This window comes from Alishewanella tabrizica, assembly GCF_014652375.1.
GTDB lineage: Bacteria > Pseudomonadota > Gammaproteobacteria > Enterobacterales > Alteromonadaceae > Alishewanella > Alishewanella tabrizica.
In genome coordinates this window covers 63709-78912 of the sequence record NZ_BMYR01000005.1, presented here as the reverse complement: position 1 = coordinate 78912, position 15204 = coordinate 63709, and the positions used below count along the sequence as shown (strand labels likewise).

Annotated in this window: 9 protein-coding genes; 5 read left to right on the top strand and 4 right to left on the bottom strand. The window is 47.1% G+C overall.

The features are described from left to right. Positions 1–189: 189 nt before the first annotated feature. Genes IE070_RS07070 through IE070_RS07060 form a run of 3 tightly spaced genes read right to left on the bottom strand, consistent with a single transcriptional unit; the run spans position 190 to position 7594 of the window. Positions 190–3273 (bottom strand): efflux RND transporter permease subunit, encoded by a 3084-nt coding sequence (locus IE070_RS07070; RefSeq protein WP_189481899.1) that lies wholly within the window; start codon positions 3271–3273, stop codon positions 190–192. Continuing rightward, entirely contained in the window at positions 3273–6521 is a 3249-nt protein-coding gene (locus tag IE070_RS07065; protein ID WP_189481897.1) for an efflux RND transporter permease subunit, read from the bottom strand. Before IE070_RS07065 ends, IE070_RS07070 begins: the two co-directional genes overlap by 1 nt. 14 nt (positions 6522–6535) lie before the next feature. Next, positions 6536–7594 (bottom strand): efflux RND transporter periplasmic adaptor subunit, encoded by a 1059-nt coding sequence (locus IE070_RS07060; protein ID WP_189481895.1) that lies wholly within the window; start codon positions 7592–7594, stop codon positions 6536–6538. Between the two features lie 329 nt (positions 7595–7923). Between IE070_RS07060 and IE070_RS07055 the strand changes: the two genes are divergently transcribed. From IE070_RS07055 to IE070_RS07045, 3 genes are all read left to right on the top strand, one after another. Then, positions 7924–9381, top strand: coding sequence for an OmpP1/FadL family transporter (locus IE070_RS07055; RefSeq protein ID WP_189481893.1), 1458 nt, complete (start codon positions 7924–7926; stop codon positions 9379–9381). Positions 9382–9569: 188 nt separating this feature from the next. After that, on the top strand, positions 9570–10226 hold the full coding sequence (locus tag IE070_RS07050) for a DUF4136 domain-containing protein (RefSeq protein ID WP_229796971.1): 657 nt from the start codon (positions 9570–9572) through the stop codon (positions 10224–10226). Positions 10227–10285: 59 nt separating this feature from the next. After that, the gene (locus tag IE070_RS07045) at positions 10286–11017 is read left to right on the top strand and encodes a pseudouridine synthase (protein WP_189481888.1); all 732 of its coding nucleotides are present in this window, start codon (positions 10286–10288) and stop codon (positions 11015–11017) included. Here the strand turns inward: IE070_RS07045 and IE070_RS07040 are convergent. Further along, the gene (locus IE070_RS07040) at positions 10985–12160 is read right to left on the bottom strand and encodes an MFS transporter (RefSeq protein WP_189481887.1); all 1176 of its coding nucleotides are present in this window, start codon (positions 12158–12160) and stop codon (positions 10985–10987) included. The two genes, IE070_RS07045 and IE070_RS07040, sit on opposite strands and share 33 nt — an antisense overlap. 371 nt (positions 12161–12531) lie before the next feature. Between IE070_RS07040 and IE070_RS07035 the strand changes: the two genes are divergently transcribed. Next, entirely contained in the window at positions 12532–13608 is a 1077-nt protein-coding gene (locus IE070_RS07035) for an alkene reductase (protein WP_189481885.1), read from the top strand. A 36-nt stretch (positions 13609–13644) separates the two neighbouring features. Next, positions 13645–15081: an MFS transporter gene (locus IE070_RS07030; RefSeq protein WP_229796970.1), complete on the top strand. Its 1437-nt coding sequence runs from the start codon at positions 13645–13647 to the stop codon at positions 15079–15081. The last annotated feature ends 123 nt before the right edge of the window (positions 15082–15204 follow it).

Below are 15204 nucleotides of genomic sequence, written 5' to 3'. Positions count from 1 at the left end.
CACAAGTATGTTGATATAAGCGCCTGGCGGCCGATTACTCCCTTAGGACGATAAGATCATACGCATTTACTTTACAAAATACAACATGGCACTTAAGAATGTTCTTAAGCTAAGCGCTAACGCCAACAACCAGTCAGCATTAGCACTCATATCAGCCGTTGAACAAAACAAGATCCCTCATTGATATTATTAACGTCTCACAAGCAATCGTCGCTGCCAACGGCTACTGCGCTGAAACAGCCGACGCGTCGCTTGGCGTAAGGTAACCAAGCCATAATAATTTAGAGGAACAAGCAGTAAACTGGTTAATGTAGAAAAAACTAACCCGCCAATAATCGCAATCGCCATAGGCGCATAACTTGGGCCATTCCCGCCAATAGCGGTGCCTCCCAACGCTAATGGAATTAGTCCAAGCACGGTGGTCGAAACGGTCATTAATATCGGTTTTAAACGTGCAGCCGATGCGCTAATAATCAGATTTTTAAGCGGCATCTCTGGAAATAACATGCGATCTTGATTAATACGATCAACCAACACAATACCGTTATTTACCACAATACCCATTAACACCAACATACCAATCATGCCCATCACACCTAAGCTGGTGCCGGTAAACCAAAAGGTCCAAAACACGCCCACAAACGAGAACAATAAACTGGCAATCACAGCATTAGGCATTAATAAGGATTCAAACAATGCGGCCATCACAATATAAATCATGGCAAGTGCCAGCAGCATGTTCACAATCATCACTTGTTGCTCTTCGTTCTGTCGATTAAAGCCCCCCTGATAAGACCAACGATAGCCCTCAGGCAATTGCACCTGTTGCATTAATTTATCAATCTCAGCACGCGCTTGTTCAATGGTGACATCTTTAGCTAAAGCTAATTGCAGTGCTACGCCCGTCTCACGATTAAAGCGTCGAATAGACTGTAATCGCGGAACGACATTTAAATCGGCCACCTGCGACAAAGGAATATTTACGCCTCTGACAACCGCCACCGGTAAATCGGCCAACTCGACCAAAGATTGACCAATCCGCTCATCGTAAATTAATCGGATCAATAACTCACCCTGCTCAGCGCTACGAAAGGTCCGTAAATTTACCCCACGTAACGCTAATGCCGTGCTTTGGGCAATCTGTTCAGCCGCCAAACCTAGCCGCTCCAACTCAGGCCGTTTTAAATGAATTTGGATCTCTTGCTGACCGCGTGAAAGATCCGAGGTCACTTCCGCTAACGTGGGTAACTGTGATAATGCGGGCTGTAATTCATTAGCTAACTGCATCAATCGCTCGGTAGAGTGGCCAAATAAATTCACGCGCAGCGCATTATTACGATTACCAAAGCCAAAACCTGGCCGAGAGCGCACCAAAGCTGGCCATTCGCTTCGAATACGTTCTTTTAAATCAGCTAAAGGAATGGGTAACTCTTCCTGCAGCATCAACGTAGATTGTGCCTGCCCCGCCCGATAATAACTGTATACCGACTCAATAAAGAAGCGCTCTTGATTGGCATAAAGAAATGCCTCCATCGCTGTTACTTCCGCCCGAACCTCTTCTAAACTGTAGTTACCTTGCACGTTATAATTAATAAAAATGCGGCTGGAATCTTCTTGATCTTCTCCGCCACTACCCACCTTAGAAAAAGGTAACGCCGTACTTAATAACACCACGATTGCTAAAAATGTCGCGGTTTTAGGCCAATACATCACCTTGGTTAACCCACGCCGATAGACACGCTCTAACCAGGTTTCTTGCACTTCAGAGACCGCTTGCACAGTTAGCTTGGTTGTTAATAAAGGGATCAGTGTTAGTGCCAGCAACAGCGAAATCGCCAAGCATAAACAAATCGCAATGGCGACATGCTCTAAAAAGATGGTCAATTGCATTTTTTCACCAATAATATTTGGCAAAAATACAATGGCAGTAGTGGCCGTGCCCGCTAACACCGCTAATCCTACGCGCTTAACGCCACGCTCTGTGGCTGCACGCACATCGCCCCCGGCAGCGCGCTCTCGAAAAATACTTTCAGTAACCACTACCGCATTATCAACCAACATGCCGATGGCTAACATTAAACCCATCATGCTGAGGATATTTAAACTGTACCCCATAAAATACATGGCCCCGAGCGCCACAATAATGGCCGCAGGCACCGAGAGCACCACAATTAACGTGGTCGTAAGATGGCGTAAAAACAGATAGAGCACCACAAAAGAGAGCAAGGCACCAACCGCTCCGGCTTGCAGTAAATCACTTAAAGATTTGGTCACATTATCGGCTAAGTCGTCCATCACATATAAACTGATGCCATTAAACGCCGGATTTTTATCCGCCGCGGTAACCACTTGCATCGCGGCAGAGGCAACCTCCACTAAATTGGCACCCGACTCTTTAAATACATTCATCCCCACGGCATAGGTTTGATCAAGATGCCGACCATCCAGACGCTTCGGTAACTCCAGCTCAATGCTCGCCACATCGCGTAATTGCAATCCTGGCCTTACCGGTAAGGCAGCAATTTCCGCCAGTTCCTGGTATTCCCCAAGCGGTTTTACCAAAATACTTTGCTCGCTGTTGCGAAGCTCACCCGCACTGAGCGCAAAATTGCTACCACGTAATTGTGTTAATAATGCGGCGGGATCAATTTGTAAGGCGCGCATCTTATCTGGATCTAAGCGAACAATGACCTGACGTTTTTCTACCCCGTACAGCTCTACCTTAGAAATACCAGGAATACGTTCTAAAGGGCGCTTAATTTGTTGTTCTAACAAATCATACGCCATGGCTAAATCGCGCTCGGATGAAATGCGTAACTGAAAGATCGGCATATCACTGGTATTAAATTGAAACAACAATACGCGCTCAACATCTGTGGGGAGTAAATGCCGAACACTGTCTAAGCGTTCTCTCACCTCCAAACTTTTGCTGCTAATATTTTCACTCCAGCGAAACTCTAACGAAATATCAGCGCTATTTTCATTAGCGTAACTGTTAAGCTCTTTGATGCCACTGACAGTTGCCAGAGCCTCTTCAAGCGGCCGGGTAATTAAACGCTCGACTTCTGCGGGGCTCGCATTCGGATAAGGCACACTGACATACAACTCTGGAATATCAATACCTGGAAACATTTCAAGGGGTAATAGCCGGCTAGCCAAACCGCCAAACAGAATGAGTGAAATAAACAGCATGCAAATTGTCACCGGCCGACTTAGCGCCAGCCGCGTTAACCACAGGGGTTTAGTAGAATCTGAGGGGGGTTGTTGTGACATTATGCCTCCTCCACCTTAGATACCGTCCGTTCAGATTGCAAACTGTACAATACCGGAATAAAAACCAAGGTTAACAAGGTCGCAATGCCCAAGCCAAAGATCACCGTTATTGCCATGGGGGCACGAATTTCACTCCCCTCGCCAGTTCCCAGCGCCAACGGCAATAAGCCTAAAACCGTGGTTAACGTGGTCATTAGGACCGGACGCAATCGACTTTGGCCAGCGAGAATAATCGCCTCGACCATCAAGACACCCTCTGCCCGCAGCTGATTAATACGATCAATTAATACAATGGCGTTATTCACCACAATCCCCGCCAGCATAATCAAGCCAATAAAAACAATAACGGATAGTCTCGTATCCGTGAGCCATAAGCCTAAAATGGCGCCAGCACCGGCCAACGGTACCGTAAACAGAATTAATAAGGGTTGCAGTAAATTTTCAAACTGTGATGCCATCACCAGATACACCAAGAAAATCGCTAACAACAACGCAAAAATTAATGAGCTATAGGCTTTTTCCATTTCTTCACTCTGGCCCATAACCGCGGCTTGCTGACCAGGCGCCATCACCACTTGCTGCAATACGCTTTCAGCCGCAAGGGTGGCTTGCTCTAAGTCACCATAGGCTAAATTAGCACTGACAATTGCAACCCGTTGTTGGCCAACACGCGTTATTTCACTGGGCCCCATTTCGCGACGAATATCCGCCACCGCACTTAAGGGCAACGGCTCGCTAGCACCTGGATTAATGATCAGTTCGGCTAACTGTAATTCGTATTGACGATATTGCTCATCCAAGCGCACGCGAATATCAATTTTACGATCATTTAACGAATACTGTCCGGCCACCTCGCCACCAATGTAGGTCGCAACCCGACGCGCCACCTGTTGCGCCGTCATGCCTAATTGCGCTAAACGGGCGTGATCAAAATACAAGGTAATTTCAGGCTGGCCAGGTCGCAAACTCGACTTTATATCGGTAAAACGTCCCTCTTGTGTTAACAAACCGATAATGCGCTCTGACGTATCAGCCAATTGCACTAAATCGTAGCCACTGATCTCAATTTCTAAGGGATTACTAAAACTGAATAACTGAGGCCGATCAAAACGGCTAGTCACACCTGGCATTGCCACAAACTGCTGACGTAATTGCTCTTGCACTAAGGCTTCATCTTCAACCAGCGCATCGTCTTTCATCACCACATGTAAACGCCCCCAGTGGCTCCCCCCAATGGCCGGATCCACCGTCATTTGTGCACCGGTTCCTGCTAAACCATAGCTACGTGCCACTGCAGGATAGGTTTTAACCTGCTCTGCAAGCTGCTTCAAAACGATATCGGTTTGTTCTATCGCCGAACCTACCGGTAATTGAATATCCACATAAAACTCGCCTTGGCTCAATTGTGGGATCACATCGGCGCCTAAGCGCGGCAATAAACTAAAACACGCTGCAGCCAAACTTAAGGTGATCACAAAGGTTAAGGTTTTTGCTGCCAACGCCAGACGCAGTAAACGTAAATAAGCATGCTCAGCCATCCTTAATGTGGCTTGTACAGCAAGTACCGCAGGGCGTAATATCCAATAAAGCAGTTTGCCTATGCCTTTATATAACAGCCCACCCAGCACAGTAATACTAACGAGCAGTAAATAGGCAAAACGCCCTACTAAGCGAAAGGGTAACAAAGGCCAGTGGAACCAGCGAGTGGGTCGCAGTGACGGCAAGGAGTCTGGGCTATTGTCAGACATTGGCGTGCTAGCATCGGATGTAGCCGCGCCACGGCTACGTGCCGCCATGGTGGGAATAAGCGTTAACGCCACCACCAACGACACCAATAATGCAAACGTTACTGTCAGTGCTTGATCACGAAATAATTGGCCAGCTATCCCTTCTACAAAAACGAGCGGAAAAAATACCGCTACGGTGGTTAACGTCGAGGCGGTGATCGCCATCGCCACTTCACCAGCCCCTTTCATCGCGGCTTCTTTGGCCCCTAGGCCCTGTTCCTTGTAGCGCGCAATATTCTCCAGCACCACAATGGCATTATCCACTAACAATCCTACCGCTAAGGCTATCCCGCCCAAGCTCATCATATTCAGTGTAATATTCTGACCGTACATCAGATTAAAGGTAGCAATAACAGATAACGGGATCGACACAGAAATAATGACCGTCGCCCACACATTCCGTAAAAATAAATACAGCACGAGCATAGCCAAGATCCCGCCCACAATACCGGCGCTTTTTACATCATCAATGGCTTGTTTAATAAATTGAGATTGATCGTACAACACATCTAACTGATAGCCCGAAGGTAACATTTCACGTAACTCGGGTAAGCGCGCGAGCAAGGCTTCAGCAACTTTTACCGAATTCGCATCGCCTTCTTTATAAATAGCCAGTTCAATCGCCTGATTACCATTGATATAACTGATACTTTGCCGATCAGCAAAAGCATCTCGAACAGTGGCCACATCTTTTAGGCGAATTTGACTATTGCCCACCGTGGTTAAATACAGGTTCTCAATTTCCGACAATTCGGCAAACTGATTAATGGTTCGAACCAAATAATCATAAGCAGGCGTATCCAAACGGCCACCCGCTAAATTAATATTTTCAGCTTTTAAGCGTTGGCTGATCAAACTGATATCCAGCTGCAATTGGCTTAGCTTTTGCGGATCAACCAAGACTTGAATTTCTTGCATTAACCCGCCATCAGGTCGCACTGCGGCAATACCGGAAAAGGATTCTAAACGGCGACGAAAATCCTCTTCCGCAAAGGTGCGCATAGCCACCAAATCGGCCTGCGTCATATTGGGTTTGGAAAGCGATAAACGTACTACAGGATCTAAATTCGGGTTAAACCTTAGCAGCAACGGCTTTTCAACATCTAGCGGTAAAAATAACACATCCAGTTTTTCGCGCACCTCTAGCAATGCCAGATCCATATCGGTGCCCCAATCAAACTCCAGCACCACATCAGAGCGCCCAGCACGCGAAACGGAAGTTACTTTGCGAGCGCCTTTAACAATCCCTAAGGCCTCTTCAACCGGTTTGCTAACTAATTGCTCAACTTCGGCAGGGGCCGCGCCCAAATAAGTCGTTCTTACCGTTAAACTGGGATAGGACAAATCGGGCAATAAATTAACTGCTAAGCGCCCTACCGACACCATGCCAAATAACAGCACTGCAAGTGTAAACATCCACACCGTAACCGGGCGGGCTACAGCCGTATTCACTAATTTCATGGTCAACGTCCTTGTTAGAATGCGCGTTCAGAAACAACGTTTACTAAGCTTTGCTCTTTTAACGCTGCATGCCCAGCGACCACGACTTGCTCATCTAACGCCACACCGTCCAAAATTTCGATAACGTTATCTGCGGTATAGCCCAAGGTAATTTGCCGACGCACAACACGATTATCTTTATCTAATACCAACACACCTGGCATATTATCTAAGGTAATTAAGGCACGTTTAGGTACTAATAATGCGGCGTCACGCGTATCAAACTTAATTTCAACCTGGCTAAACATGCCAGCTTTAAGCTGTTTTGCGGTGTTATCAATTAACAGCGTAGTACGCACGGTACCAGACGCCGCATCAACCACGGGCGCAACACGGCTAACTTCGGCTGACACATCGGGCACACCGGCAAAACTGAGTACGGCTTTTTGCCCGGCTTTAGCTTGCAGCATTTGCTGCTCAGGTAAATGCACCACGGCTTCTAATTGCGTTTCACTTACTAAATGAAACAACGATTGCGGCGTTAGCTGACTCACGAGTTGCCCTGTTTTCGCATAACGACGCGCTACTACACCACTTATGGGAGCGCGAATTTCGGTTTCCCGTAAATTCAGTTCCATTAACGCTACAGACGCCTCCATGGCAGCCACTTGCCACTTTAATTTTTCATAAACATCAGTGCTAACCAGTTTACGTTGATGCATTTCTGTCATTCGCGTTAACTCGGAACTTAAACGGCCCAACTCGGCCCGCTCACGCGCTAATTGATGGCGTTGGCGTTCATTTTCCAATACCGCAAGTAATTGACCGGCTTGCACCTGATCACCTTCTTCCACCAAAATCCGCTCAACGATACCACTGGTTTTGGCCATCACTTCAGCTTCAGCCCGCGCGGCTAAGGTGGTATTGGTTCGATAACTGCTGCTAATTGCACCGGTTTTCGCACGTGATACTTCAACGGGTATCGCCACTTCAGCGGCAGGCGTTGTGGTGATGGTGCTTTGTGCTTTGTTGCAACCGGTTAACACTAAGGTACTGCTTAATAACACAACGGCTAATGGCAAAAACGTGTTCATTGTAGATATTCCTTTATTCTTGATTGTGAGAATAACCAAGCTTTGCAGTCACTATGCCAAAAATTTTTCAAACTTAATATCAATTACTTAGCTTTAAATTGTTACAAACTGCAACAAAGGAAAAACTAATAAATAGTGAAATAAACTAAGTTTTAGTCTAAAGCTTTGCGTCGTGCTCTGTCAGTGAATTATCTCAATAATCTATGACCATTAAACATGCCGATTTACCATCACACGGTTAACAAATCAGCACACTCAACTTAGAGCCTATACTCTAATTATCAATCGCTTTATACTGCGCGCTTTGTTTCAACATGGGTACACCTTTTATGCTTAAGAAAACGCCTTTAGCGGTAGCAATCACGCTGCTGCTAAGCCTGCAAGCGCATGCCGAAGGCTACAAATTATTAGAACAATCCGTGAGCAGTATGGGGAATGCCTATGCGGGTCGTGGCGCACAAGTGACTGATGCAACTTTAGTTTATTCAAACCCCGCAGCGATTACGCAGTTAACGGGAGAACATTTCTCTGGCGGCCTTAACCTTATCCATGCCCGCACACGCTATAACGATGTCAATGCGGTAAGTGCCGCTGGCCGCCCCGTTGCAGGCAGAGATCAAGGAAAGGCGTTACTAACTGAAGTGGTGCCTTTTGCTTTTTATACCCAACAATTAACCGATGATCTTAGCTGGGGCTTGGGATTTTATGTACCGTATGGGCTGTCATCTGATTATCAAGCCGATTGGGCAGGCCGTTATTTTGCCGACGAAACTGCCGTTAAAGTGTTAAGCCTGCAGCCTGCGGTTGGCTATAAACTGAATGAATGGTTATCGGTGGGCGCAGGCATCAGCCTTAACCGCGCCGAGGGCATTTTATCTAAATTTAAAGACCATAATGGGCTGTGCGAGCTAGGTACAGGCATTAATTCGCTCGTAGGGCGTGATGTATACAATGCCGCCTACTGCGATAGCCATTATGAAGTTTCAGGCCATGATATAAATGTGGGATATACGCTTGGGATCCATGCGCAACCTTTGCGCGGTACCCGCTTAGCCTTAGTTTATCACTCTGCTGTACGTTATAACTTAAAGGGGGATTCCGTGATCACCAATACCCCCATTACGGCGGCTACAGCAGGCAACACGCCCGGTTTAATCTCAATCGCGCCAACCTTACCCTTGCTTGATACGGCTACAGGCAGACTTGCCTCACGCGATCGTTTGGTTGAGAAAAGCCAATTAGCGCTAACAACCCCAGCGACCCTGACGTTGAGTGCCGACCAAGACATAAATCACGTATTGTCAGTCCAAGCCAGCCTCGTGTGGACCGGTTGGCATAAATTTCAGAGTATCGACATTATCAGTAACGATACCACCCCCGCCATTTCCACAAGCACCAGTGTGGCATTGGGTGGCGCCGGTTACATAGGCTATATTCCCCAGTTTTGGCATGATACCTGGTCAGCCTCATTCGGCGTAACCTATATTTATAAACCTGGCTTAACGCTACGCACGGGTATTGCTTATGATGAGAACCCAATAAGCACACGGCATAAAACCGCCCGCATCCCCACCTCTGATCGAGTATGGTTAACAGCGGGACTCACCCACAGGTTATCAGCAAATAGCAGCTTAGATATGGCGTATGGCTATATGTTTATGGACGATGTCAGCATTAACGAAGCCGAATACGGTGTGGCCAACAATCGACTTAATTTGGCGAATGTTCAGGCGACCTATGCCAACACGGCACATGTTATCGCGATACAATATAATCGGACATTTTAAGCAACCTCAGCCTGCGTTCAGCTTACGCTAAGTATTTTTAGCGTAAGCTTTTCGAGCATAAAATGTATGAACCTAAAAGCGTAGGTAGGCGTAAAAAAGTAAGGTAAACTTATACCATATGACGTAAAAAGTATGCAGTAACGGTTTTTTATCCGAGGTGTCTCATGTTCACGGTAAAGCACATAAAAATGTTCACTCTGCTGTCTGCGGCGTTGCTGTTAACCACCGCCTGTGCCAGCAATAAAAAAGCCAACATCGATTATGATAGCAGCGTAAATTTTGGCCAATATCAAACCTTTGCGTTTTATCAAGCGCCAGCTTCTCTTGAAACCACTGCGGCAGCTCCCTCTACGGCCGCAACAACGGCTGAAAATGCGGCAACTGATTCATCAGCTACAGCAGCAACTGATGCAGCAAAACCGACTTACGATCCATTACTTGAACAGCATTTCAAAACCGCCATTACGCGCGAAATGACCGCATTAGGGTATCGCTTTGATGAGCAAGCACCGCAATTACTGGTTAACTACAGTACCGTGGTGGAAAACCGTGAAGATGTCAGAACGTCGCCCATAGTGGTAAGTGCAGGCTATGGTATTTTTAGCCGTAACAGCGCCCTAAGTATTGGTTTACCGGTATATGGCGGCGTAGAAACTACCCGTTATAAAGTGGGTACCGTCATGATTGAAGTCATTGATGCCCAAGCCAATCGTGTCGTGTGGCAAGGTATTTTGGAGGGGCGCTTAACACGCTCCGCCATGCAAAACCCAGCGCAATCCATCAATCAGTCGGTTGCACAAATCTATCAGCGTTATCCAACACGCTTATCTGCTACAAGCAACTAATGATCAAGCACGTTATGATGCGCGAAGATTAACGCGCATCATTTTTAAGTAACTGAACAATGACAACATCGTTACGGCTAGCCAAAGTTATCGCCCAAAGTGGCCTTTGTTCACGCAAAGCAGCCGATCGACTGATTAGCAGCGGACTCGTCACCGTGAATGGTATAGTGGCACAACATCATCATACATTGTTAGCCACTGATAACATCGCCATAGATGGAACCGAACTTGCCGCAGCGCCTGCCAAGCAATATTGGCTTTATCACAAACCGGTGGGCGTCGATTGCAATAATCGTTTGGCCGATCCGGCGAGTATTGCGCAGTTACTCACTACCCTACCCGTACGGTTGTTTGCCGTAGGACGATTAGACAAAGACTCACGCGGCTTGCTACTGCTTACCAACGACGGTGATGTTGCGCAGCGCTTGCTTCATCCTGATCATGCGCATCAAAAATGCTATCGCGTTACTGTAGATAAACCGATCGATAACAATGCAAGTGTAGCCTTTAGCCAAGGGATCCGCTGGCAAGTTGGCCCACATCAGTACGTTGCAAAACCGTGTATCGCACGCCAAATCAGCAGCAACCAACTAGACATCACGCTAACTGAAGGCCAACATCGGCAAATACGCTACATGTGCCGCGCCTTAGGTTATAAAGTCTTAGATCTCTGTCGTGTCGCCATTGGCAATCTCAGCCTTGGCGAGCTTGCAGCAGGCGCCTGTCGGCAACTTACCGATGCCGAATTAACCGCACTGTTAACGGTGCAACCACCAGAGCCTACAACATAGCAGCAATGTGATCACGTACATGATCACGGATCCTGTAATAACACCAGGCCACGTTGCCCATTGCCAAAAGGGTTGTAAATACAGACCGCCCACACTGGCGCCTAAATAATAAAACACCAAATATAATGCGCTAGCACTGGCTTTGGCTCGAGTGGCATGCTGACTTACCCAACTGCTGGCTAAAGAATGGCACAGAAAAAAGCCAAACGAACTAACAAAAAAGCCGATGACAATACTCGTTAATCCTGATGCTAAGGTGATACACGAGCCCAGCATCATCACCACAATACCCAAGGCCATACCGCCGGGTGCGGTTATTTTATGGGCGATTCGTGCTGAAAGCGCCGATCCCACAGTGCCGGTTAAATAGGTTACAAACAATAAGCCAATTAAGGTACTGCTTAAATTAAAAGGCGCATCTGCTAACACAAAGCTGATATAGGTATATTGGTTTAAAAAAACTAAAAAATTTAAGCCACCTATCAAGTACGTTAACAACAACAATGGCTGTCGTAAATGAAAGGCATTATCGATAAAGGCTTGCTTTAGCCGAAACGGCTTAGCGTCAAATTGTTTAGCGACCGGTAAAAACCGCCATATAAAATAGCAACTTAATAAACTAAGCACCGTCATGGGCCAAAATACCCATTGCCAGTGTCCCATATCGGCTAAACCCCCGGCCAATAATCGCCCCGAAATACCGCCCAGCGAGTTAGCACTAATATAATACCCCACAGCAGCCACCAACGCAGGCTTGCTGTACTCTTCGCCCATCCATGCGATAGCAATAGCCGGTAAGCCACCTAAAAATATCCCCTGCACCGCTCGCCAAAACACTAAACTGCTAAAGCTATCGACCTGAGTGAGCATAAAGGTACTGCATGTCATTCCCACTAGGGTAAACAATAACAGGCTTTTACGGCCCCACGCATCAGAGAGCGACGCATATACCAATAACGATAAGCCCAAGCACAAGGTACCAATGGTATAACTGGTACTGACCGCCAAAGGTGACAGGCCAAACGCTTGGCTTAACTCGGGCAACAACGGCTGCATTAAGTGTAAATTTGCAAATACCGCTACCGCGGCTAAACATAGCGCAAAAACACTTCGATAAAATGCCGTCGATTTATACTCAATCACAACCTAAACCTAAAAACCTAACCTTGCCATAGTGTACCTGAAAAGCTTGCCGCTGTGGCAGCGTCTGCGCTTGACGACAGAAAACAAGCATGTATTTTGCCCCCAACGCCTTGATAAAGCTCAGTCATAATTGGCTGATAGATGTTTAACACCTATACATTTTCTGCCCAGCAGCATTTCATCAACGGTAATAGGGTTATAACGTTTTAACGAAAAAATCGAATAATCTGTTTTAGTTAATGCACTGGTGATTTTTGGCTCCCGCCCACATAGTAAGTTAAGTCTAAAACCATGCGACACATCAGCCGATCATTATCACTAAACGAGGATAAGGCTGCGTGTCTGTCTAAACCGTTTCAGCAAGGAGTATTATGAATACCGTATTTACCCCCATTAAACTGGGTTCAGTGCAACTTAAAAATCGCATTATTATGGCGCCACTAACTCGCTGTCGTGCCACAGAAGAGCATTACGCCACCGCATTAATGGCTGAACATTATGCACAGCGTGCTAGCGCCGGTTTGTTAATCGCCGAAGCAACCATGATCAGTGAAGGTAATTCGGCATTTTACCGCGAGCCTGGTATTTACTCAGCAGCACATGCCGAGGCTTGGCGGCAGGTCACTCAAGCCGTTCATGCTAAAGATGGCAAAATATTCCTGCAAATATGGCATGGTGGCCGTGCTTGTCATCCCGTATTAAACCAAGGCAAAGTGCCCGTATCCTCAAGCGGTCAAGCCATTAACGATTACACCCACACGCCTGAAGGGAAAAAAAACTACACGGCACCCCGCGTACTTCGCACCGACGAAATTGCTGATATTGTCGCGGAATTTCGGCAAGCCGCTATTTATGCCAAGCTAGCCGGTTTTGATGGCGTGGAAGTGCATGGCGCGAACGGTTATTTAATTGATCAATTTTTACGCGATGGTATTAACCAACGTGATGATCGCTATGGCGGCAGCATGGAAAACCGCGCCCGCTTTTTAATGGAAGTCCTGGCGGCAGTAACTGCAGTATGGGGCAGTGATAAAGTAGGCTTACGCCTATCGCCGCTGAACAGTTTTAACAGCGCCAAAGACAGTAATCCGCTGGCCTTGATCCGTTACTTGGCGCAAACACTCAGCCCGTTAAACTTGGCATACTTGCATTTAATGCGCGCCGATTTTGCTGGCGTGCAGTTTGGCGATGTAGTGAGCGAAGCCCGCGCGCATTATCAAGGCAATTTAATCACCAATATGGGTTACGATGTAGCAGAAGCTAATGCCGTAATTGGCAAAAGCCAAGCTGATGCCGTCGCGTTTGGCAGTGCCTTTATTGCCAACCCTGATCTAGTGGCTCGCTTGCAACATGGCTTGCCTTTAGCGCAACCCGACGTTGCCACCTTCTATACCCACGATGCCAAAGGCTATACCGATTATCCAACCTATTCGGCACACACGGCATAATATGTAAGAGACAGCACGCTGACACATCAGCGTGCTGTGTTGCAGTATAGCGATAGCTCGGGTACAGTTGCTGCGGAACAACCTCGCCGTTCGGCAACTTATAACGAGAAAAACGCTATTATGTCAGAAGCATCTTTGCGGGCTTTGCCCCCTCCCACGCCACTCTATCGTTGGCTGATTTTGGTTTTTGTCAGCCTGGCCATGTTTGGTAACTACTATATTTACGATTCACTGTGGCCCATTGTTGATTTACTGCGCGAACAACGCGGCTTTAGTTATCAACAAATTGGCTGGCTCTCAAGCGCCTATAATGGCGCAGCACTCTTAGTGCTGTTAGCCGGCGGCTATTTAATTGATCGCTGGGGCACAAAGCGCGCCATTACCTTGTTTGCGGTAATTTGCTTGTTTGCGGCCGTAGTAACGGCTTGGAGCCCCTCGTTTGAAGTGATGCTCGCTGGGCGCTTTATGCTGGGTTTAGGCGCAGAGCCGTTAATCGTAGCGGCAACTACCGTGTTGGCAAAGTGGTTTAAAGGTAAAGAACTCAGTTTTGCCTTCGGGATTAATTTATCCATAGCACGTTTGGGCTCCACCTCAGCGGATTGGTCAACCGGTTTTGCCAGCCCACTGTATGCCAATTGGCAAGATCCCTTATGGTTAGCCACTGCCGTTGCCGGTATTTCTGTTACTGCTGCTATTTTATATTGGATTTTAGAACGTCGGGCAGAAAGCCATTACAGCCTAGGCGCTGCCGAACAAACCGAGAAACTGGAATTTAAAAACCTTTACAGCTTTAGCCCATCATATTGGTATGTTGTCGCGCTGTGCGTGGTGTTTTATGCCACCGTGTTTCCGTTTCGTAGCTTCGCTATCGATTATTTCCAGCAAGCACATGGCTTAGATCGCGCTGCAGCCGGTATCTTAAGCAGTATCTTACCGTTCGCTGCTATTATCGCTACCCCCTTATTTGGTTTATGGGTTGACCGCGTCGGCAAACGGGCGTTGTTTATGGCCGCAGGCTCATTGGTATTGTTACCGTTATTTTTAATCGTAACCTATGCACCCGCTGGCCCAGCGGTTTCACTGACTATCCCCTTTGTTGGCAGTGCGGTGGTGCCGTTAACCCTGTTGTTAGTTATCACTGTACTGGGAATTGTGTTTTCGCTTATCCCAGCGGTAATGTGGCCTTCCGTTGCCTATATTGTCAATGGCAGTCGTTTGGGTTCAGCTTATGCATTAATGACGTTCTGCCAACAATTTGGTTGGATCATTGTGCCGCTAACCATTGGTTACTTAAATGATAAGTTTGCAGCAGGCCCTGAGAATATTGATGGTTACACCCCAGGTATGTGGGTTTATACGGCACTGGCCTCATTAGGCTTATACTTTTCCTATAAGCTTTGGCGTACTGAGCAAGGCCCAAATAGCCATGGTTTAGACACCATTACCACTAAATCGGCGGCATTACAGAAATAACGCTTTTCGCGCGCTGACACTGCGCTGCTGCTGAGCTTGCTCTGAGCTTGTACTGAGCTGGTAAAGAGCTAGTGCCATGCTTATGCCACACGTCACCGCATAAGCACAAACCCAAAAACGCCT